At 31.8% G+C, this 20,840-nt stretch carries 19 protein-coding genes; 7 read left to right on the top strand and 12 right to left on the bottom strand.

Annotation, left to right across the window (positions count from 1 at the left end):
• Positions 1-42 precede the first annotated feature (42 nt).
• From EG240_RS01095 to EG240_RS01080, 4 genes are all read right to left on the bottom strand, one after another.
• Positions 43-2,916, bottom strand: a complete 2,874-nt coding sequence (locus tag EG240_RS01095; RefSeq protein ID WP_125016541.1) for a hypothetical protein — start codon at positions 2,914-2,916, stop codon at positions 43-45.
• Positions 2,917-3,405 carry a DUF4280 domain-containing protein gene (locus tag EG240_RS01090; RefSeq protein ID WP_125016539.1) on the bottom strand — a complete coding sequence of 163 codons (489 nt, stop codon included), beginning with the start codon at positions 3,403-3,405 and terminating at the stop codon, positions 2,917-2,919.
• 38 nt (positions 3,406-3,443) lie between these two features.
• Positions 3,444-4,433: a hypothetical protein gene (locus tag EG240_RS01085; protein WP_125016537.1), complete on the bottom strand. Its 990-nt coding sequence runs from the start codon at positions 4,431-4,433 to the stop codon at positions 3,444-3,446.
• 190 nt (positions 4,434-4,623) lie between these two features.
• Positions 4,624-6,399, bottom strand: coding sequence for an aminopeptidase P family protein (locus tag EG240_RS01080; protein ID WP_125016535.1), 1,776 nt, complete (start codon positions 6,397-6,399; stop codon positions 4,624-4,626).
• A 127-nt stretch (positions 6,400-6,526) separates the two neighbouring features.
• Here EG240_RS01080 and EG240_RS01075 point away from each other — a divergent pair, with 127 nt between their 5' ends.
• Positions 6,527-7,477, top strand: a complete 951-nt coding sequence (locus EG240_RS01075; RefSeq protein WP_125016533.1) for a GSCFA domain-containing protein — start codon at positions 6,527-6,529, stop codon at positions 7,475-7,477.
• 13 nt (positions 7,478-7,490) lie between these two features.
• Positions 7,491-8,117 (top strand): DUF4230 domain-containing protein, encoded by a 627-nt coding sequence (locus tag EG240_RS01070; protein ID WP_235830312.1) that lies wholly within the window; start codon positions 7,491-7,493, stop codon positions 8,115-8,117.
• A 36-nt stretch (positions 8,118-8,153) separates the two neighbouring features.
• Here EG240_RS01070 and EG240_RS01065 read toward each other — a convergent pair whose 3' ends face one another.
• Positions 8,154-9,911 (bottom strand): aromatic amino acid hydroxylase, encoded by a 1,758-nt coding sequence (locus EG240_RS01065; protein ID WP_125016529.1) that lies wholly within the window; start codon positions 9,909-9,911, stop codon positions 8,154-8,156.
• A 204-nt stretch (positions 9,912-10,115) separates the two neighbouring features.
• On the opposite strand from EG240_RS01065, the gene EG240_RS01060 reads away from it, so the two are divergent.
• A complete protein-coding gene (locus EG240_RS01060) occupies positions 10,116-10,865 on the top strand; it encodes a hypothetical protein (RefSeq protein WP_125016527.1) in 750 nt (249 codons plus the stop codon).
• 195 nt (positions 10,866-11,060) lie between these two features.
• On the opposite strand, the gene EG240_RS01055 is transcribed toward EG240_RS01060, so the two are convergent.
• From EG240_RS01055 to EG240_RS16425, 4 genes are all read right to left on the bottom strand, one after another.
• On the bottom strand, positions 11,061-11,585 hold the full coding sequence (locus EG240_RS01055; RefSeq protein WP_125016524.1) for a hypothetical protein: 525 nt from the start codon (positions 11,583-11,585) through the stop codon (positions 11,061-11,063).
• 73 nt (positions 11,586-11,658) lie between these two features.
• Entirely contained in the window at positions 11,659-12,183 is a 525-nt protein-coding gene (locus EG240_RS01050; RefSeq protein WP_125016522.1) for a DUF4136 domain-containing protein, read from the bottom strand.
• Positions 12,184-12,194: 11 nt separating this feature from the next.
• Positions 12,195-14,183 carry a urocanate hydratase gene (locus EG240_RS01045; RefSeq protein WP_125016520.1) on the bottom strand — a complete coding sequence of 663 codons (1,989 nt, stop codon included), beginning with the start codon at positions 14,181-14,183 and terminating at the stop codon, positions 12,195-12,197.
• Positions 14,184-14,310: 127 nt separating this feature from the next.
• Complete coding sequence (locus EG240_RS16425) at positions 14,311-14,472, bottom strand: DUF5522 domain-containing protein (protein ID WP_158611972.1); 162 nt, start codon at positions 14,470-14,472, stop codon at positions 14,311-14,313.
• Between the two features lie 110 nt (positions 14,473-14,582).
• Between EG240_RS16425 and EG240_RS01040 the strand changes: the two genes are divergently transcribed.
• The 4 genes from EG240_RS01040 to hemL are packed head-to-tail and all read left to right on the top strand — an operon-like array spanning position 14,583 to position 17,908.
• Complete coding sequence (locus EG240_RS01040) at positions 14,583-14,912, top strand: hypothetical protein (protein WP_125016518.1); 330 nt, start codon at positions 14,583-14,585, stop codon at positions 14,910-14,912.
• Positions 14,909-15,790: a 1-aminocyclopropane-1-carboxylate deaminase/D-cysteine desulfhydrase gene (locus EG240_RS01035; protein ID WP_125016516.1), complete on the top strand. Its 882-nt coding sequence runs from the start codon at positions 14,909-14,911 to the stop codon at positions 15,788-15,790. Before EG240_RS01040 ends, EG240_RS01035 begins: the two co-directional genes overlap by 4 nt.
• Positions 15,791-15,792: 2 nt before the next feature.
• On the top strand, positions 15,793-16,620 hold the full coding sequence (locus EG240_RS01030; RefSeq protein ID WP_125016514.1) for a glucosaminidase domain-containing protein: 828 nt from the start codon (positions 15,793-15,795) through the stop codon (positions 16,618-16,620).
• 1 nt (position 16,621) lies between these two features.
• Positions 16,622-17,908 (top strand): glutamate-1-semialdehyde 2,1-aminomutase, encoded by a 1,287-nt coding sequence (gene hemL / locus EG240_RS01025; protein ID WP_125016512.1) that lies wholly within the window; start codon positions 16,622-16,624, stop codon positions 17,906-17,908.
• Between the two features lie 50 nt (positions 17,909-17,958).
• On the opposite strand, the gene EG240_RS01020 is transcribed toward hemL, so the two are convergent.
• The 3 genes from EG240_RS01020 to lysS all read right to left on the bottom strand — a co-directional run bounded on the left by EG240_RS01020 (position 17,959) and on the right by lysS (position 20,779).
• Entirely contained in the window at positions 17,959-18,330 is a 372-nt protein-coding gene (locus EG240_RS01020; protein ID WP_125016510.1) for a hypothetical protein, read from the bottom strand.
• A gap of 163 nt (positions 18,331-18,493) precedes the next feature.
• The gene (locus EG240_RS01015) at positions 18,494-18,865 is read right to left on the bottom strand and encodes a hypothetical protein (protein ID WP_125016508.1); all 372 of its coding nucleotides are present in this window, start codon (positions 18,863-18,865) and stop codon (positions 18,494-18,496) included.
• A 216-nt stretch (positions 18,866-19,081) separates the two neighbouring features.
• Positions 19,082-20,779, bottom strand: a complete 1,698-nt coding sequence (gene lysS, locus EG240_RS01010; protein WP_125016506.1) for a lysine--tRNA ligase — start codon at positions 20,777-20,779, stop codon at positions 19,082-19,084.
• Positions 20,780-20,840 lie beyond the last annotated feature (61 nt).

The raw sequence follows: 20,840 nt of genomic DNA, 5'->3' as shown, positions 1-20,840 counted from the left end.
ACTATAGCTATCAACAGCATTTTTGAGGTATTTATCATCTGATTATTTATTATAAACTAAATATTTCTTCCCAAGAGGAATTTCTTCCGATTCAAAAATAGGCTCACTTTCAAATTCATGTTTACGCATATATCTACCAATTTTAATTTCTATAACAGCTGAAAAAATAAGACCTGAAAACTTACCCGTAATATCAGCATAAATACCTTTTTTGTCTACATTTATTAATGCTGTTCCTCCAAAATAGGCATTGCCTTCAAACTTAGCTTCAGCTTCAAAATCTAATAGATAATCAAATATTGGTGCCTTCAACTCTCCACTAACTTTAAGAGTAAATACCAATTTTACTCCCATTTTTCCTTCAATAACGACAGGCTTTTCACTTGTAGAGATTCCCTTTTTAGTGTTAAATTTTAAGGCTTCAATGGTAATGTTTAGTTGACCATAAAAAACGGCATCTAGTTTCATATAACCCCCTAAGGCTTCTAGACCTATACTTAGCCCTTTTTCGAGTGCTTTTACAACTGGGTGGACATTACTTACTGCATCTAACATGTCAATTGTAAGTTCTGCACCAACAAGAGGGTCAGCAACAAAACTTAACAAACCTGTAGTAGAATAATTATCCTCTATCAATTCACCTTCCCAACTAACTTTAACTCCTAATTTTGGAGACATAACTTCAAAACTAAAAGGTAAATCTGGAGTTGCATTCTTTACTTTTCCACCCGCTGAATTTTTTACGTTATCCGCTAAGTTTTTTATTACAGATAATACCTCAAAAAAATCTGCGATTTTTTTACTAAAAACTAAAGCATATTCATCCTTTATACTGTACTCGCCGTCTGATTTTTTGTCTCTTTTATTAAGGACTGATAGTGAGAATTCTGCTGGTACTGCTCTTCCTTTACTAAGTGCATATCTATCATACCCAGATTTACGGGCTTTATCTTGCGCTTCTTTAAAGATATTTCCAGACCGTAAATTAGAATGTGTATAAGCTAATGGATTTTCTAAAGCAAATGTGAAAGCTATTTCCCAAGCCATATCAGGATATATTTTTATTTTTGCTAACTGATTTGGATAACGACAAGTTGTTACGGGAACGAAATAGATTTGCGCTAAATCATTTGAAAGCCAAAAATATTTAAAAAGCCAAAAATTATCTAACAACTTATTTTGATATGGAGTACCCTCTGCAATAGACTTATCATATTTATATCCCAAATCGAGTGTTATACTATCTGTAGTTGGGTCTATTTTATAGTCATTTGAAGTTAAACCTTGGATTTGAGCTACTGTTAGGTTTTTATACTTGTCAAAAACCGAATCTTCTGGATACGTTTCTCCTTTTTCGAAGTTGTTAATATTAGTTAAAGATTTAATATCTCTTTGCTTTTTGTACGTGTCTTCGGAATCAGTTATTTCAATGGGCTTTAATTGATCTTTATATAGTTTGATGAAAAAATCAGGATCATTTTTTTTGATATACTGTCCAATAATGTATTCCATCTTAAAAACATCCTTATGTGTTTTGTGTTCTTTATTGTCGTTTAAAATTTTTAAGCATGAGTTTTTGTCAGCTAAACGAATGGGGTCCAAATCGCTATCATTATTCTCTTTAAATTTTGCTGTAACTGTAATCTTTTTTTTGTTTTCGCCAGCAATTATATCAAAATATTGAGAAGTTGAATCTTTTATTTTTTCATCAACTAGTTTATATTCATTAAAAATTTCGACTTTTCTTTCCCCATCACTTACTGTAATTATTGAAAAGGCACAAGGTTCGTTTTGTTTGTTAGTATAAGGTACATCTCCGATATATTGAATCATGTTTTTCTTTTCGTGTTCATTAAAAAGCGATATTTCAAATGCCGACTTTCTAACAGAAAAGAAATTACTTATGTGATATGTAGATAAATGATCACTATCTATATTAGAGACAAGTAAAACCTTATCTTCTTTTTTGATATTATATTCAGAGTGTTCTTTTTGATGAAAGTAATTAATTTCTAAAGCAACTATATGGATAGAATATTTTTTATTAGTTATTTCAGGGTGATATTTTTTCCAACTTTCATTAATATCAATATTTAAACGAATGATTGTATTAAGATATCCAGAATTTGGATTTTCAAATTTAGAACTGTAATCAACATGTATTAAATCGATATGTTTAAAAATCGTATCTGAAATTAATTCTCCATTTACACCATCAGTTAAATAGAATTGAATATTACATTTTTTTAAAAATGAATACTGGTCAATTTTGGAATTACAAAATCGATGAAATTTTATTACTAATTCAACACTTTCTCCATAAAAAAAACTTTTATCTTCTTTGGTAATTTTATCTTCTTTTAGATTAGTTTCAGGGTTAAATGTTGTGTTCTGAACTTCTACTTTAGGAATTTTAAAATAAGCGATATTAATTGAAGGTTCGCTGTAAAAAACAACATAAAAATAGAATGAGTTTAAAATATCTTTTTCATTTATATTTAAAACGATGAAATCTTCTCCTTTCCAAGAATTAAACTTTCTCGATTCATCTAGATAAGTAAACCTAATAAATTCTCCTCTTTTATAATTATAGCCAATACCTAGTAAATCTAGAAAATTTTCATTTTGTGTATTTTCAAACGATCCCCAATTTTCGTTTGTATATCCTGTGATTTTCTCATTGTTTTTAAATTTATCGATTTCTGCTTGATAAATCGAACTTATTATGAAAGCCCATTTCGTGTTATTTGCTACATCTGATAAATTTTCTGTATTTGGATCAAAAAAAGTATAATTTGGTTCAATATAAAATTCATGAGTAACATTTTTAGGAATATAAATGACATCTCCTTTTTCTACAAATCTATCATGAACTCCATTTATTTTTAGTCCACATTTATTTACTATCATACTCATTTACTCAACATTTAAAAATTCATAAGGATCAGATAAATAATACTCTTTCATTTCAAGCACAGGATTAATGTGCGCTTGTAATTCAGAATCGGCACTTTCAAAATTTTTCTGGCTTGGTTCTGCAATTTGTCCGCTCATAATTACACTGATGCAATCCGTACCACCGATTGGACAAGTTGCTTTACTGTCTTCTAAAAGTATATATCCACCTGGTGGAGTGTACATTTCTTTTTCGTAATAACCACTCCAAGCCGTTATAACAGATTGACAAGGCTTGTATCCAAAAGTTGTAGGTTGCATTTGACAAGGGCCAAAAGTTCCGTTTTCAAAAGTTGCTCCAATATCTTTGTGTGTTGCAGCTAGTTTACTTTTGCCTTCATGATCATTTAGATAATATTTGGTTTGTGTTAAAACCTTTAATTTATCTGTGAGCGAACCAAATTTGCATTGACAAATTGCTCCTTGTACTAATTTTTCTTTCAACGCCATAATTTTCTTTCTAATAATTAATTTTTTAATGCCCTTAATTACCAATCATTTGCAACACGCTCAAAATTATCAAAACCCCATTCGTTTGGAGGTAGCCTAACAATGCCTCCAGTAATGAATGCGCTTTTATTGCTTAAATTTTTATTTTCATAAATCGATGTATTCTGTTGGTACATTGTAAATTCTATTCTTCGTATTTGTATTTTTTTCTTGTTTAAATCTTTACTGTAAATAGTTAAGTATGCTCGTGTATGTATTGGAAAATGATGATATAAATCAAGATCAAAAAATACATCCAAACACATATAAACTTTTTGATTATCTGTTATGTTTTTAGGTCTGAAATAGGAAGGAGCTTCCACTTCATCACTTTTATATGTAACCAAAAAAGAATGATAATTTGTTGGTATCTTCTCAATATACTGTGTGCCAGTAAATCGAAATGGATATTGATAAGGAACTATACTCAAATACAAAGTTTTTTCAATAGTTCGGTTATCGCCATAATGCAATAATTTGGGATGAAAAAATAAATTCCAAAACCAATCGTTATGCAAACTTTGCTTTAATAAATTGATGTTATTGAAAATCTTGGAAGTTTTTTCTAAAAAATGAGTGACAGCCTCACTTTGATATTTTTTTAAAATTTCTTCCTTTTTATTCTTCCAACGCAATAAAACATCTTCATAGTTTTCTATATAAGACCCGCCTAAACCTTTCTCATTCATGTTTGCTTCAATTGGATAAAGTGCTTCTGATATCTTATTAGCGAAAATTTCATTTATTAAATCCGGCACATGTTGATTAATCATAACATGTTTTTTTTCAAATGATACAACACCATTATTTTTATCAATATTTAATTCAACTCTAACGGAATAATCAATACGTTTATTCCATTTGTCATTCTTGGTTTCAAAATATTTTATAGAAACTCCGTAATTACGAGCTTCTAAATTTTGAGGTTGAATTCGCAAATTATTTAACCGAGATTGAATTTCTTTTTTAGAGAGATTTATTTCTTGCATTTTTTTATTAAAGATAAAAAAAATATTCATAAGATATTGTAAATCATTATATTGAATAAAAAATCTGTCTTTGCGTCTTTTTATGAAAATCATTCATTTGAAGAAATAAAAAAGCCTCATAAACATTGTCTATGAGGCTTTTTTTGTAAAAAAAATTCTAAATTTTTATTAAAATTATATTTTAGTTATATTAAATCGCTTTAGTTTTATTACGCAACCAAGCTTTTTCTTCTTCATTTAATTTTGGAGCAATTTTTTCAAAAACCCATTCGTTATAATTGTTTAACCAATCAATATGTTCCTGATGAAGGATTGATTTTTCAACTAAATCGGTGTCGATATAACAAACGGTTAAAGTTTCAAAATCCATAAAGTCTCCAAATTGATTGCTTTCTAAATTTTTTGCAGCCACTAAGTTTTCAATACGAATTCCGTGCTTTCCTTCGCGATATAAACCAGGTTCAATAGAAGTAATCATTCCTGCTAAAATTGGAATATCTGTAGCAGTTCCGTTAAACACATGCGGCCCTTCATGTACATTTAAAAAGAATCCAACTCCGTGTCCCGTTCCGTGTCCGTAATTACGTTTCGTAGCTAATAAAGGTTGGCGTGTAATTGCATCGATTTGATAACCGCGAGTTCCTGTTGTGAAAACGGCTCTCGAACCGTCAATCGTTCCTTTTAAAACCAACGTATAATCTTCTTTTTCTTCAGCAGTCATTTCTCCTAACGAAACTACGCGTGTGATATCTGTTGTTCCTGTTAAATACTGTCCTCCAGAATCTACTAATAATAATCCTTTTGGTTCTAATTGGTATTCAAATTCAGGTTCAGCTTTATAATGCGGAAGTGCTCCATGGTCTTTATATCCAGCAATGGTATCAAAAGAAATATCTTTGAATCCAGATTGTTCTTCACGGAAACCTTGTAATTTTTCGGCAATAGAAATTTCAGATAATTTATTAGAAGCTACATTTTCTTCTAACCATTTAAAAAACTTCGTTAAAGCAACTCCATCGTTAATCATAGCTTCGCGTGTGTGAGCTAATTCGACTTCGTTTTTAACCGCCTTTAATAAGTTCGAAGGATTTAATGCTTCGGTAATTTTTATGTTTTTTGGAATAGAATCATAAACCGCAAAACACGTACGTTTTGGGTCTAATAAAATACTGTTTACTTCTAATTTTTCAATTAGATTGTAAACTTCGTTATATGATCTAACTTCAACTCCGGCAGTTTTTAATTCTGTTATTGATTGCTCGTTTAATTTACCATCTGCGATAAATAAAATCGCTTCTGTTTGCGTTACATAAGCAAAAGATAAAACAACCGGATTACAATTTACATCTGTTCCGCGAACATTAAATAACCAAGCGATATCATCTAAAGATGAAATTAAATGCGAAGCAACGTGTGCTTTTTCTAATTCAGCACGAACTTCAGCTAATTTATCAGCAGTAGATTTTCCTGTAATTTCAATTGGTAATAAATAAGCGGCGTTTGTTGGTAAACTTGGACGATTTTCCCAAATAGGACCTAATAAATCGATATGTCCGTTTACATTTAAACCAAGTGGTTCTAAGGTTTGTTTTACGGTATTTGCTACTAACAACGAAGCTAAATTTCCATCGAATGCAATTGTGCTTCCTGCTGTAAATTTCTCAGCTAACCAAGAAACATATTCAGCAGCGTGTTGTACTTTTAATTTTACCAATTCAAAACCTGAACCTGCTAATTGCTGATTTGCTTGAACGAAGTAACGAGAGTCTGTCCATAAGCCAGCAAAATCTTGTGTGATAACTAACGTTCCTGCAGAACCTGTAAAGCCAGAAGTCCAAGCAATACAACGATAATGTTCAGGCAAATATTCACTAATATGCGGGTCTGACGACGGAATAATATAGGCGTCAATGTTATTTTTTTTCATTAATTGGCGAATGGCAGCCAATTTTTCAATATGTTTCATAAAACAGAATTTTGATAATGCAAGTTAATCATTTTTATTGTTTTATTAAATGAGAAAAATCTTTAAAATAAGTTAACTTTTAAGCTTTGATATACTTACTTTGTATCTTTGTGAAAAAATAGTACTTATGAAGTTTCTTACTGAAATTCCTATAAAACCTTTAGAAGAAAAAATTTCTTACGAATCAAAAATTGTTTCTGTCGGAAGTTGTTTTGCTGTGAATATGGCAGAAAAATTCAAGCAATTTCAGTTTCAATATGCCGTAAATCCGTTTGGAATTTTGTTTCATACGCAAGCCATTGAAAACCTATTTCAATTTGCTTTAGAAGATAATCTATTTACTGAAGCTGATATTTTTTTGTATAACGAAATTTGGAGTTCTTTCGACGCGCATTCAGATTTGAACGAATTGGAAGCAGATGAGGTTTTATTCAATTTAAATTCAAAAATTAGAACTTTTCGATCAGATTTAGAATCGGCTTCGCATTTGATTTTAACTTTAGGAACTTCTTGGGTTTATAGAAATGTAGCTTCGGAACAATTGGTTGCAAACTGTCATAAAATTCCACAGAAAGAGTTTACAAAAGAAATTTTATCGGTAAATCATTTACAAGAAAATATAAAGCGAGTTGTTGCAATTGCCAATCAAATAAATCCGAATTTAAAAATCATATTTACCATTTCTCCAGTTCGTCATATAAAGGATGGTTTTGTAGAAAACCAGCAAAGTAAAGCACATTTAATCACTGCGCTTCAAGGTTTCTTGCAAGAAAATAAACAGCATTATTATTTCCCAGCGTTTGAAATTATGATGGACGAATTACGAGATTATCGTTTTTATGCTGCCGATTTATTGCATCCTAATGAAATGGCAATCAATTATATTTGGGAACGTTTTATGGCAAATTGCATTTCAGAAGAAAGTGAAAAAACGATGAAATTGGTTGATGAAGTTCAGAAAGGATTGGCGCATCGCCCGTTTAATCCATATTCCGAAAATCACAATCAATTTTTAGAAAAGTTGGCTCAGAAATTGGATGTGCTATTAGAACAATATCCCTTTATGAATTTTAGATAAGATGAAAGATAAAATGAAAAATGTATTTCGAGTTGCTGCTGTCTTGATTTTAATGTTTTTCGGAGCGATGATTTATCATTGGATCGGAATGCCGTTTAGTAAAGAAAATAATATTCAACCTGATTCTGTAATTATAACCGAACAACTTAAAAATGTAAGTAAATTGGTGGTTAATGAAGCTAAGCTTTCTCAGATTTACAACTACAAAGACCAAAAGTCGTATTTAATGAACTTATTTACATTTGATAAAAAAGCTATGGTTTTGGTTTCTGCCGATGTTCAGGTAATGTACGATTTATCAAAATTGGAATATCAGATTGATGAAGTGAATAAAACGGTGAAAATCACTTCGATTCCGAAAGAAGAAATTAAAATTTTTCCTGATGTAAAGGTTTATAATATTGAAGATTCAACGTTTAATTCTTTTAAAGGTGATGATTACAATAAAATTTCTGAAAAAGTCAAAGCCGAATTTTTAAAGAAGATTGAGAATTCCAACATTCAAACCAATGCTCAAAACCGTTTGATTAGTGAATTAGCGAAGTTTTTAGTTGTTACGAATTCATTAGGTTGGACGTTGAAATATCAAGACCAAATCATTAATAACCAAACAGATTTTTCAATTCCAATTCAAGGATAAAAAAAACTGCTTCCATTTAGAAGCAGTTTTTTTGTTTTATGCATTTACAGAATCTAAAATCAATTCAATTCCAAATTCTATTAAATGTTTAACATCAGTACGTTTGGTTTTTAAAATCTCTAAATGAGCTAAAGTATTATTTTTTAGATCGATTAAATTATACTTTTCAGCAACTTCTAAAAGTTCCACAGTCAATAACCAATCTGTTGAATAATTAGTTTTTAAAGTTTCAAGAATCTGATTTAAATCCGAATTCGTGTTTTTATTTTCTCTGAACTCACGAACAGCCTGATACATTTTTTCTAAAGTTTCACGCTCTGGAGTTTTCTTTGCTTTGATAGTTTGTGAAGATGGAACGTGAGAAATCATATTGAAACTATGCATATCTGCTGGGCCTGAGAAAGCAGAAACTACTTTTTTGCCAACTGCCATATCATACGTTCCCCATTCCGGGCGGAATAAAACCGTTTCTCTGTGAGTTACTGTACAATTTTTGAAGCTAATTAAAATAATTTCGCCTTGTAAATTACGTGAACCAGTGATGATTTCTCCTTTTACAATAATATCACCTTCAAATTCTAAAGTTACTTCTTCGCCTTCGTAAATATCATAAGCACGTAAATCACGCGGGCTCATATCTTCAATAGCTAAGTTGATTCCTTTAAGTTTTCCAATCGGACTTCCGAAACCTTCAGCGTGATATTCTGTTCCGTGATTTACTAATTCTTTTTCTCTGTATGATAGGGCAGTTTGCCCCGTAGTTTGAATGTAAACAGGTTTTCCATCGTTTTCAATTGCATTTGTAAAAATACCTGAAATCTGTAAACCTGTACTCAATTCAATGGTTCCTAAAGCTTTTGAATCTATTAATTTTTTAATTCCACTTAAACCGCCAGTTCGCAATGCCATCGTATTTGCAAATTGCTCAAGAACTAAACTTAAATGTGCAAAATCTGGAGTTACAAAAAGCTGAGGTTGCGGTTTTGTGATATCAAAACTTTGGTTAACCGCATCTAACGTATATGGTAATTTTTTTACATTATCAGTCATACACCAAGCGCTTTCCCCAATTGAAGAAAGTAATCCAGCTCCGTATATTTTTGGATCTTCTACCGTTCCGATTAAGCCATATTCAACCGTCCACCAATGAAGGTTTCTGATTTGAGCCATTTCAGAAGGTTCGCTAGTTTCGTTTTGTAAATCTGCGACTAGCTTTTCAACACGAATTATTTCTTCAGTGTCTGCATCTTCAGCTTCTTTTAATATAGAAAGCAAACGAATCGCTTCGTAAATTTCATAATCTTTAGCTGATGAGATTGCTTTACATCCAATTTCCCCAAAACGACGTAAATATTCTGCATATTCAGGATTGGCAATAATAGGAGCGTGACCAGCACCTTCGTGAATGATATCTGGAGCAGGTGTGTATTCTATATTTTCTAATTGACGAATATCTGAAGCAATAACTAATACATTATAAGCTTGAAATTCCATAAAAGCATTTGGTGGAATAAATCCATCAACAGCAACTGCAGCCCAACCAATTTCTTTTAGAATACGATTCATTCCATACATATTAGGAATGTTTTCAATATCAATTCCGGTTTGACGAAGACCATCCAAGTACGAATTGTGAGCAACTTTAGAAAGGTAATTTACGTTTTTGCGCATAACATATCTCCAAACCGCTTGATTAATAGGAGTGTAATCTTCGTAAACTTGGGGTTTTATGAATTGTCTTAAATGTTTAGGTAAACGATCTAAAAGAGGATTGCTTTCAAAATGTGTTTCCATAATATATTAGGTTGTGTTATTTTATACAAATATTATCATTTGATTTCATATTTAATAATTTTTAGGCCTATAATTTTGTTTTTATGTAATATTAAGTAGGTGTAAGTTAACTTATGTATTAAAAAATGGATAAAAATTTTGTTTGTTATTTTTTTTTTATAAATTAGCACTTAATATTTAACAATAAAATAATATAAATCTATTATGAAAAAAATCTTTTTATCTCTTTCTGCTATCGCATTGTTAGCAGTTGGAACAGTATCTTGTGGTGGTGATGATTCTTCAACTCCTCCAGTGGTTAACCCAACAGATGATACTCCAGGTACAGGTGATGATACAGTACCAGGAGAAGCTCAAGGTGCTTTCGTTTATGATGGTCAACAGTATGATTTAACGAATATGCATTTTTTAGTTAATGGAAGTCAGTCGGCTGGAATTCAATTGATTAATGTTGGTACGGAAGCTGAACCTGTAATTGTTAGTAGATGGGTAGCACTTGCGTATAACAGTACGCCAGAAGATGTTGCTAATGCAACTCACTACTATCAGTTTTCTTTTGACTTGCCAACTGAAGAAGGTACTAACGCTGCAGGTGAAACAACTTATGCTTTATTATTTCCAAATGAAGTTGAGCCTACTGATTTTACGATTAGAGGTGTTTATGCTGAGTATAATTTACAACCTTTAAATTTAGGTACTATCGCTGCTGCTGGAATCTCATTTGAAACTTTCCAATACGGTGAAAACGTAGAAAGTTTAACTACTAACAGTTCGGTTTTTGGTGCTGATGCAAATTCAGTAACAATTGGACATGAATTTGATGGTGAATTTGTTGGTATTGGTTTCTCAAATTTAAATCAATCAGGTAAAGTAAATGGAGCTCTTAAGATTGGGAAAGTTGATTTTAAACAAGTTTCTGAAATCAAAAAAATGAAATATACAATTGCTAAATAATATTTATTAGAAATTATTTATATATTAAAAACTCTATAAGGGAAATCTTATAGAGTTTTTTTATTTTTGTACTTTATTTGGATATGTAAACTCAATTTTTTCATTGGAAATTACTGAAAAAAAAACACAGTGAAATCAATCTCTATGATTTCACTGTGTTTTTTTTAACTAAATTTTTAGATATTAATTTATTTTTTATTTACTAATGTTTTTAATTGGTTCAGATTTAGATTTGTCCGTAGTAACAGTAGTTCCGATTTTCTTAATGTTGTTTTGCTCTTTGACTACTGATGTTTTTATGTCTTCAACTGTTTGTTTAGCCTCGGTAACTTTTTCCTCTACTTTCTTACCAGCATCACTTGCAACTTTTTTAACTTCTTGTTTTGCTTGGTTAGCTACTTTTTGTGTCTCATTAGCTACTTCTTCAGCAGTAGAAGTTACTTCTCCTTTTAAAGTTGCTAAAGCGGCTTTAGCTTCGTTTAATTTCTTAGTAGCTGCTTGTTTGTCTTCTACGGTTACTGCTTTAGATAATTCTTCTGTAGCTTCTTTAATTTTAGCTTCTAAAGATTCAACTGTTTCTTCAACTACAGCCATGTTTTCATCTACAACATTTTCTGTAGAATCAACTTTTTGGTCTATTGTTTCTTGTGCAGCGTCTTTTTTACAAGATGTAAATGAGATAGCAGCAACAACTGCTAATGATAAAATACCTTTTTTCATAATCTATAAAATTTTATTTAATTTAATACAAAAGTAAACTTTTTTACTGTTGTTTCGTTTTTCTGTAAAAAAATTATTGTGGTAATTCACTTAGGATTTTTTGAGCGAATTCCTTAATTTTTTCATCTTTTTTATTTTTGTTTGAAGTTAAATATCCACTCCCTTTTCCTTGCCAAATTAACTCTTTATTATCAGCTTTAAGAATGTCTATATAAAGAATACCTTCTGTGTTTACTGATACAGAGCTATAACCTGGTCCGTACATCCATGGATTCCAACCCCAAGGTCTATATCCCCAACCACCGTAGTATGTGTTTACATTTACGTTTTGTTGCGATTCGGTAAATATGTTTACAAGTAGTTGCGGGTTATCACTTTTAGTATAACCTTTTGCGCTTAGCTCTGCTTCAACTGCTTTTAAAATTCTTTTTTTATCTAAGTCGGAAATAGGTGAATCATCAATTCCGCTTTTCATAAAAGCATATGTTTTAAATTGACTAAAGTTTACACTAGAATCGTAGTCTGTGCTTACTTGAATGGAACTACATGCAGTTAAAGCAAATAATCCTAAAACAGGAATGAATTTTAATAGCTTCATATCTTTTTCTTTTACATTAATAAATCGTCTGAAACGATATTTGGCAATGTAACTTTTAATAAAGGTTCTGCTTCCATAGCGCGTTGAATAGCAAAAATGGCACCTTCGTTTCTTGCCCAGCTTCTTCGAGAGATTCCGTTGTTAACGTCCCAGAAAAGCATTGATTTTAATCGTTGTTCAGCTTCAGGAGTTCCATCAAGAAGCATACCAAAACCACCGTTGATTACTTCGCCCCAGCCAACACCACCGCCGTTGTGAATAGATACCCAAGTTGCACCGCGGAAACTATCTCCAATAACGTTTTGAATTGCCATATCAGCTGTAAATCGAGAACCATCATAAATGTTCGAAGTTTCACGATATGGGGAATCTGTCCCAGAAACATCGTGGTGGTCACGACCTAAAACAACCGGTCCAATTTTCCCTGATTTAATCGCATCGTTAAAAGCTTTTGCAATATTTGTTCTTCCCTCAGCATCAGCATACAAAATACGTGCTTGCGAACCAACGACTAACTTGTTTTCTTGTGCACCACGAATCCATTGAATGTTATCTTTCATTTGCTGTTGAATTTCTTCAGGAGAAGTTTTTATCATTTCTTCCAAAACTTGACAAGCAATGTCATCTGTTTTTTGTAAATCTTCCGGATTATTTGAAGCACAAACCCAACGGAATGGTCCAAAGCCATAATCAAAACACATTGGTCCCATAATGTCTTGAACGTAAGATGGATATTTAAATTCACGTCCTAATGTTGGATTCGGATTCATAACAACTGCTCCAGCACGAGAAGCTTCTAACAAGAACGCGTTTCCGTAATCAAAGAAATACGTTCCTTTTGCTGTGTGTTTATTGATTGCTGCTGCGTGAAGACGCAATGTTTCTTGAACTTTCTCTTTGAATAATTCAGGTTGGTTTGCCATCATTTCATTCGCGTCTTCAAATGAAATTCCTGCTGGATAATATCCACCAGCCCAAGGATTATGTAACGAAGTTTGGTCTGAACCTAAATCGATATGAATATTTTCTGTGTCGAATTTCTCCCAAACATCGACCACGTTTCCTAAGTAAGCGATAGAAACTACTTCTTTGTTTTCTTGTGCTTTTTTAACTCGAGTTACTAATTCATCTAAATCTTGAATTACTTCGTGAATCCAACCTTGTTCGTGGCGAATTTTAGTGATTTTAGGATTTACTTCGGCACAAACTGTAATGCAACCAGCAATTGTTCCTGCTTTTGGTTGCGCACCACTCATTCCACCTAAACCAGAAGTCACAAATAAGTTTCCTTTTGGCTCTTTTCCGATTTTTCTAAATCCGTTTAAAACGGTGATTGTGGTTCCATGAACAATTCCTTGCGGACCGATATACATATACGAACCTGCTGTCATTTGTCCGTATTGCGTTACACCTAAAGCGTTGAATTTTTCCCAATCATCCGGTTTTGAATAATTTGGAATCATCATTCCGTTTGTGACTACAACTCTTGGTGCATTTTTATGTGAAGGGAATAATCCCATTGGGTGACCTGAATACATCGTTAATGTTTGTTCGTCTGTCATTTCAGACAAATATTTCATTGTCAATAAATATTGCGCCCAGTTGCTAAAAACAGCTCCGTTACCACCATAGGTAATTAATTCGTGAGGATGTTGCGCTACAGCATAATCCAAGTTATTCTGAATCATCATCATAATGGCTTTTGCTTGTAGCGAATTTCCTGGATATTCATTGATATCGCGTGCGTACATTTTGTAATCTGGACGGAAGCGATACATATAAATTCGACCGTATTTTTCTAATTCTTCTTTGAATTCTGGTAATAAAGTTGCGTGATGTTGTGGTTCAAAATAACGCAAAGCATTTTTTAACGCTAACTTTTTTTCTTCTTCAGTAAGAATTTCTTTTCGCTTTGGTGCGTGATTTATTTCTGATTCGTAAGGTTTTGGAGCGGGTAATATCGCTGGAATTCCTTGTTGAATAGCTTCTTTGAATGTCATAATTTAATGGTTTTGTAATAGTTGTTGCGTGAGGGATTGAAGCGATATCCTTTTTGAAGTTTCCTGTACGAAGTGAAAGGGAACTTTAAAAAGATAAAGCGAAAAGCCCGACCCTTGGGGCACGCCCTTATTTTTTGATTAATCCTGTTTTTTTGTTAAATCCGTATGGACAGTGTTTGCATCCGCTTTTGCAGCAATAGCCGCGTTTGGATAAATAGTGCGATGTGAATACGCGATATCCTGCCTCGGCTATGTAATAATCTTTTCCAAGTACAAGTGGTTCTTTCATATCGACTTCTTTATACAAAAATAATAAAAATGTGAGCTAAAAACGGATTATTTACAATAATTTGAGTTTTTGAGATTAAGATTTTCGGCTTTTGTATTAACTTTGTAGTTATGTTGATTGTTTTTAGTAAGTATTTGGTTCCGAAAGGTTTTGTAGGAATAACTATCTTTCCTTTTGTGATTTTACGGAATAAAAATCTAAAGAACGACGAAGTTCTTTTATTTCACGAACGAATTCATTTAAAACAACAATCAGAAATGTTGGTTGTTTTTTTCTTTGTTTGGTATGTAATTGAATTTCTGATTCGGTTTTTAAAACACAAAGATAAATTAATAGCTTATCGGAATATTAGTTTTGAACTAGAAGCTTATGCCAATGAGAGAAATTTTAAATATTTTGAAAATAGAAAATGGTTTGCATTCCTGAAGTATTTGAAATGAATCCAGAACGAGAAAGTTTTAATGAGAAAGTTGTTTTACCATTTGAAACTTCCGTTGAGTTGTTTGTAAAGCGAGAAGATGTTTTGCATTCTGAAATATCGGGTAATAAATTCAGAAAGTTAAAATACAATTTACAAGAAGCGAAACGCTTAGGGTTTGCTAAATTGTTGACTTTTGGCGGTGCTTATTCAAATCATATTGCAGCGGTTGCAGCAGCAGGAAAAGCTTTTGGTTTCGAAACTATTGGAATTATTCGTGGCGATGAATTAGTTGCTAAATTTATGGAAAACGAAACTTTGAAATTGGCTTTTGAAAATGGGATGCGCTTTGAATTTATTTCAAGAACAGCTTATAGAAACAAAACTTCGGAAGAATTTTTGGAACGATTGAAATCGAAATTTGGAGATTTTTATCTGATTCCAGAAGGAGGAACAAACGTATTTGCTGTAAAAGGTTGCGAAGAGATTCTAACTGAAGCTGATACTAATTTCGATTATCTTTGTTGCGCGATTGGAACAGGAGGAACGATTTCTGGAATTGTAAATAGTGCTTTTAAGAATCAAAAAGTTTTAGGTTTTCCGGCTTTGAAAGAAAGCTTTTTACAAGAAGAAATTTCCTTGTTTTCTAATAAAAGTAATTGGGAGTTAATTCGAGATTATCATTTTGGAGGTTATGCCAAAACTACCACTGAGTTAATTGATTTCGTAAATGATTTTAATCAAAATCAATCTTTTAAAATTGAACCAATTTATACAGGTAAAATGTTTTATGGTTTGTTTGATATGATAAGAAATAATTATTTTAAGCCTAATTCAAAAATATTAGCTGTTCATACAGGCGGATTACAAGGTTTAAATTCAAAAATATTACAAATATAAATATGCGAAAACTGTTTTTAGCTTTATTGGTTTTATGTTGTGTTGGTTGTAGCGCTTCGCATAAAAATGCCACACGTGAAAAAATTAGAGCAGAATATGCTAAAAAGAAAGGTGGTTCTAAATCTAAATCCAAAAGTGAAATTTCGAGAAATAAGTCGGTAAAATTAGAAGCTACTTCTAAGGTTTCGGTAACTAATGTTACGGTTGATGAATATATTAATACGTATAAATTGGTTGCTATGGAGAATATGAAATTGTTCGGTATTCCGGCAAGTATCAAATTGGCTCAAGGTATTCTTGAATCTGGTTCCGGAACAGGTACTTTATCGCGAGAAGCGAATAATCATTTTGGAATTAAATGCGCTAATAATTGGTCGGGAGAATCGGTTGCTTTTACAGACGATGCTCCAGATGAATGTTTTCGAAAATATAATTCTCCGATGGAATCTTTTGCTGATCATTCTCAATTTTTAGTAAATAGAAAGCACTATAGAAATTTATTTTTATTAGACAAAAAAGACTATAAATCTTGGGCAAATGGTCTGAAAAGAGCTGGTTATGCAACAGATCCTAAATATGCTGAAAAATTAATAAGTATTATTGAAAGATATCAATTGTATCAATATGATAATATGGTTTTAGGTAATAATTATGCGTTTGAATTACCTAAAGTGACCGAAGTTGTTTATGAAAATTCATATCAAGTAGCAAAAGGAGATACACTTTTTTCTATTTCAAGAAAGTTTGATATGAGTGTTGATGAGCTTAAAGAAATAAATAAAATACAAGAAAATAATATCAAAATAGGACAAACTTTAAAAGTTAAATAATATGTTATATCAAAGAAGTAGTCAATTATTTTTAGAAGCTCAGAAAGTAATTCCAGGAGGAGTAAATTCACCAGTTCGTGCTTTTAAATCGGTTGGAGGAACACCAATTTTTGTTAAAGAAGCCAAAGGAGCTTATTTATATGATGAAGACGGAAATCGATTAATTGATTACATAAATTCTTGGGGACCAATGTTACTTGGGCATTCTTATGAGCCAGTAGTAAATGCGGTTATTGAAAAAGCAAAAAAAGGGACCTCTTTTGGAATGCCAACTGAGATTGAAACTCAAATTGCTGAGTTGGCTGTTTCGATGGTTCCGAATGTAGATAAAATTCGTTTTGTAAACTCAGGAACTGAAGCTTGTATGAGTGCAGTTCGTTTAGCAAGAGGATTTACAGGACGTGAAAAAATTATTAAGTTCAGAGGTTGTTATCACGGGCATTCTGATTCGTTTTTAATTTCTGCAGGAAGTGGTTTAAGTACATTTGGAGTGCCAAATAGTCCTGGAGTTACTAAAGGTACAGCACAAGATACCTTATTGGCAGATTACAATAATTTAGATTCGGTTAAAGAATTATTCGAATTAAACAAAAACGAAATTGCTTGTATTATCATTGAACCAGTAGCTGGGAATATGGGATGTGTTCCGCCAATGAACGGTTTTTTAGAAGGTTTACGTCAACTTTGTGATGCTAACGGAGCTTTACTTATTTTTGATGAAGTAATGACTGGGTTCAGATTAGCAAAAGGTGGTGCTCAAGAACTTTTTGGAATTAATGCGGATATCGTTACTTTCGGAAAAGTAATCGGTGGAGGTTTGCCAGTAGGAGCATTTGCAGCTCGTAATGAGATTATGAACTTTTTATCTCCTGTTGGACCTGTTTATCAGGCAGGAACTTTATCAGGAAATCCGCTTGCAATGGCTGCTGGATTAACGATGTTGCAAGAGATTAATAAAGATGCGGAATTGTTTAAACGTTTAGATGAAAAAACAGCTTATTTAGAAAAAGGGATTCGTGAGGTTCTTACAAAAAATAATATTCAATTTGTAGTGAATAGAGTTGGTTCAATGATTTCTATTTTCTTCTGTGACGGCGAGGTTGTAGATTTTGTAACTGCAGGAAAAGGAGATACGCCTTATTTCAAGAATTTCTTCCATAAATTAGTTGAAAATGGAGTTTATATTGCACCTTCTTCTTATGAGACTTGGTTTATTACAGACGCATTGTCTTATGCTGATTTAGATGAAACGATTCAAGCTATTGATAAGGTTACACAAGAGATTTAATCATAAAAAAACGCTTTCAAATCTGAAAGCGTTTTTTTAATAATTTATATTTATTGAGACAAATAAACTATTCCTGTGATTCTGTTGAAAATAGCTGCGTTTTGAGAAACTTCTAGATATAAATCTTCTCCAAAAAGCGTACTTATTTGATTTTTAACTAATTCGGTTAGCTCTAATAATTCTTCTTCAGAAAGATCTGAGGTTAACATTTTGTATTTATTATATAATATTTGAGTTAATTCAGGACCAAAATCTGGGTTAAAATTGCTAAAAGTGTTAGTTAAAAGTGTAATATCTTCATTAGCAAAAACAACAAGTTGTTCATTCGGATTATTCTTGATAATCTGTCTATCAACAATATTTTGAGCGTTAACTGAAATGCTTAAAGTTACAAATAATAGGGGTAGAAAAATTTTTTTCATTATAGTCTATTTAGTTTCGATCAAGTCTAAACGTTTTTACTTTATATTTAAAAAAGTTTGTTTAAATTATAAAAAGCAGTTGTTTTTTTTGAACGATTTTGTTGTTTATATTGATGATTGAGAAATTCTAAATTGGATTTTAATTAGAAGATATAAAAAAGATTTATTCTTGTGCTAAATATGCTAAGCCTGTAATTCTATAAAATAAATCTTGGTTTTGAGATACTTCGATGTATAAATCATCTCCTAAAACAATTTTTGTTCTTTCTTTTATTGAATTTGTCAGGTCAGTTAATTCCTTTTCTGTTAGATCTTTACTTAATGCAGTGTATTTAATTTCGAATAAATTATACAAAGCTTTAACCTGTTTGTCTGTAATTTGATTGAAATTTTCTGACAATAATTTAATGTCTTCCATACAAAACTCTGCAACTTGATCAGGTGAACTCTTGATTGTAGCTCTGTCAATTGTGCTTTGTGCATTCATTGAAATGCAACAAGTAACAAATAAAAATGTTAATATAGTTTTTCTCATGACTTAAATCATTTTGATATGTTCAAAACTAAACAATTTCTTGAAATAAAAAAATATTTTAACTATTATTATTTGTTGAAAATTTAATTTTTATTTGATTCTTTTGTTTTCTTTATTCGTTAAAGTGTATTGTTTTGTTATTCTTTTATAAAAAGAGCTGTAATTGTGATTATTTATAAATATAAAAAAAGTGAACCTAAGTCCACTTTTGAAGTTTTATTTTAGAACAACTGTTTTACTGTCTCCGTCAACTTCCACTGAAGTTAATCCATGTTTTGCTAAGTTTTTCATTGAAGCGTCCCATTTTTTGCCACTTAAACCAGCTTCTAGTTTTAATTGACCTAAATCAAAACGATTTTCATTTTTTTCTAGAATTCCAACAATAATTTTTTCTTCTGCTGATAACTCAAATGTAGGAACAGGTTTTTCTGGTCGCATTTGAGGGAAGAATAAAACTTCTTGTATTGAAGGATTGTTTGTTAAGAACATTATTAAACGATCCATTCCAATTCCTAAACCTGAAGTTGGAGGCATTCCATATTCTAAAGCTCTTAAAAAATCTTGGTCAATAAACATAGCTTCATCATCACCACGTTCAGAAAGTGCCATCTGTGATTCGAAACGTTCACGTTGGTCAATTGGATCATTTAATTCAGAATATGCATTAGCAATTTCTTTACCGCAAACCATTAATTCAAAACGTTCTGTCAATTCAGGATTGTCTCTATGAACTTTAGTTAAAGGCGACATGTCTTTAGGATAATCTGTGATGAATGTTGGTTGAATGAAATTTCCTTCACACTTTTCGCCAAAAATTTCGTCGATTAATTTTCCTTTACCCATAGTTTCATTCACATCAATTCCCATAGCTTTTGCCGCTTCGAAAATTTCTTGTTCGGTTTTACCTGTAATGTCAAAACCTGTGAATTTTATAATGGCATCTGTCATTGTTACACGAGCGTATGGTGCTTTGAAGTTTACATTGTGTTCTCCAAAAGTAGCTTCTGTAGTTCCGTTTACTTGTAAAGCACAGTATTCTAATAAGTTTTCTGTAAATTCCATCATCCAGTTGTAGTCTTTGTAAGCTACATAAATTTCCATTGCTGTAAATTCTGGATTGTGCGTGCGATCCATTCCTTCGTTACGGAAGTTTTTAGAGAATTCATAAACTCCGTCAAATCCACCAACAATTAAACGCTTTAAATATAATTCGTTAGCAATTCTCATATATAAAGGAATGTCTAATGAATTGTGGTGTGTGATAAATGGACGAGCCGCAGCCCCACCAGGAATTGATTGTAAAACCGGAGTTTCAACTTCTATATAACCTGCGCGGTTAAAGAAATCACGCATTGCTGTAAAAAGTTTGGTTCTTTTTACGAATACATCTTTAACCTGTGGATTTACAACTAAATCTACGTAACGCATGCGGTAACGTAATTCAGGGTCAGTAAAAGCATCAAAAACGTTTCCTTCTTCATCAACTTTTGGAAGAGGAAGTGGGCGTAATGTTTTACTTAATAAAGTAACATTTGAAACACGAATACATTTAGCTCCGACTTGTGTTGTGAATAATTCTCCTTCAATTCCAATAAAATCACCTAAATCGATTAATTTTTTGAAAACTTGATTATATAATGTTTTGTCTTCATCTGGACAAATTACATCTCTGTTTAAATATAATTGAATACGTCCTTCTGAATCTTGCAACTCAGCAAAAGAGGCCTTTCCTTGGTCACGTACACTCATTAAACGTCCTGCAACAATTACCTTCTTACCTTCTTCAAAAGTTTCCTTGACTTGCTTCGAAGTATGATTTACTGGAAACAAATTTGCTGGATATGGATCGATTCCAAGCTCTCTTAGCTTGCTCAATTTCTCTCTTCTGATGATTTCTTGTTCTGAAAGTTGCATGATTTTTTAATATAAATTTATTTAACATGCAAAGATAGGATTTATTTTATAATTGTAATTG

It is taken from the genome of Paenimyroides tangerinum (assembly GCF_003865405.1).
Taxonomy (GTDB): Bacteria; Bacteroidota; Bacteroidia; order Flavobacteriales; family Flavobacteriaceae; genus Flavobacterium; species Flavobacterium tangerinum.
This window is presented reverse-complemented; position numbering and strand designations above follow the sequence as displayed.

Excerpts from the sequence above, each read along its gene's own strand:
- EG240_RS01095 (WP_125016541.1), bottom strand. The coding sequence starts at position 2,916 with ATGAGTATGATAGTAAATAAATGTGGACTAAAAATAAATGGAGTTCAT.
- EG240_RS01090 (WP_125016539.1), bottom strand. The coding sequence starts at position 3,405 with ATGGCGTTGAAAGAAAAATTAGTACAAGGAGCAATTTGTCAATGCAAA.
- EG240_RS01085 (WP_125016537.1), bottom strand. The coding sequence starts at position 4,433 with ATGCAAGAAATAAATCTCTCTAAAAAAGAAATTCAATCTCGGTTAAAT.
- EG240_RS01080 (WP_125016535.1), bottom strand. The coding sequence starts at position 6,399 with ATGAAACATATTGAAAAATTGGCTGCCATTCGCCAATTAATGAAAAAA.
- EG240_RS01075 (WP_125016533.1), top strand. The coding sequence starts at position 6,527 with ATGAAGTTTCTTACTGAAATTCCTATAAAACCTTTAGAAGAAAAAATT.
- EG240_RS01070 (WP_235830312.1), top strand. The coding sequence starts at position 7,491 with ATGAAAAATGTATTTCGAGTTGCTGCTGTCTTGATTTTAATGTTTTTC.
- EG240_RS01065 (WP_125016529.1), bottom strand. The coding sequence starts at position 9,911 with ATGGAAACACATTTTGAAAGCAATCCTCTTTTAGATCGTTTACCTAAA.
- EG240_RS01060 (WP_125016527.1), top strand. The coding sequence starts at position 10,116 with ATGAAAAAAATCTTTTTATCTCTTTCTGCTATCGCATTGTTAGCAGTT.
- EG240_RS01055 (WP_125016524.1), bottom strand. The coding sequence starts at position 11,585 with ATGAAAAAAGGTATTTTATCATTAGCAGTTGTTGCTGCTATCTCATTT.
- EG240_RS01050 (WP_125016522.1), bottom strand. The coding sequence starts at position 12,183 with ATGAAGCTATTAAAATTCATTCCTGTTTTAGGATTATTTGCTTTAACT.
- EG240_RS01045 (WP_125016520.1), bottom strand. The coding sequence starts at position 14,183 with ATGACATTCAAAGAAGCTATTCAACAAGGAATTCCAGCGATATTACCC.
- EG240_RS16425 (WP_158611972.1), bottom strand. The coding sequence starts at position 14,472 with ATGAAAGAACCACTTGTACTTGGAAAAGATTATTACATAGCCGAGGCA.
- EG240_RS01040 (WP_125016518.1), top strand. The coding sequence starts at position 14,583 with ATGTTGATTGTTTTTAGTAAGTATTTGGTTCCGAAAGGTTTTGTAGGA.
- EG240_RS01035 (WP_125016516.1), top strand. The coding sequence starts at position 14,909 with ATGAATCCAGAACGAGAAAGTTTTAATGAGAAAGTTGTTTTACCATTT.
- EG240_RS01030 (WP_125016514.1), top strand. The coding sequence starts at position 15,793 with ATGCGAAAACTGTTTTTAGCTTTATTGGTTTTATGTTGTGTTGGTTGT.
- hemL (WP_125016512.1), top strand. The coding sequence starts at position 16,622 with ATGTTATATCAAAGAAGTAGTCAATTATTTTTAGAAGCTCAGAAAGTA.
- EG240_RS01020 (WP_125016510.1), bottom strand. The coding sequence starts at position 18,330 with ATGAAAAAAATTTTTCTACCCCTATTATTTGTAACTTTAAGCATTTCA.
- EG240_RS01015 (WP_125016508.1), bottom strand. The coding sequence starts at position 18,865 with ATGAGAAAAACTATATTAACATTTTTATTTGTTACTTGTTGCATTTCA.
- lysS (WP_125016506.1), bottom strand. The coding sequence starts at position 20,779 with ATGCAACTTTCAGAACAAGAAATCATCAGAAGAGAGAAATTGAGCAAG.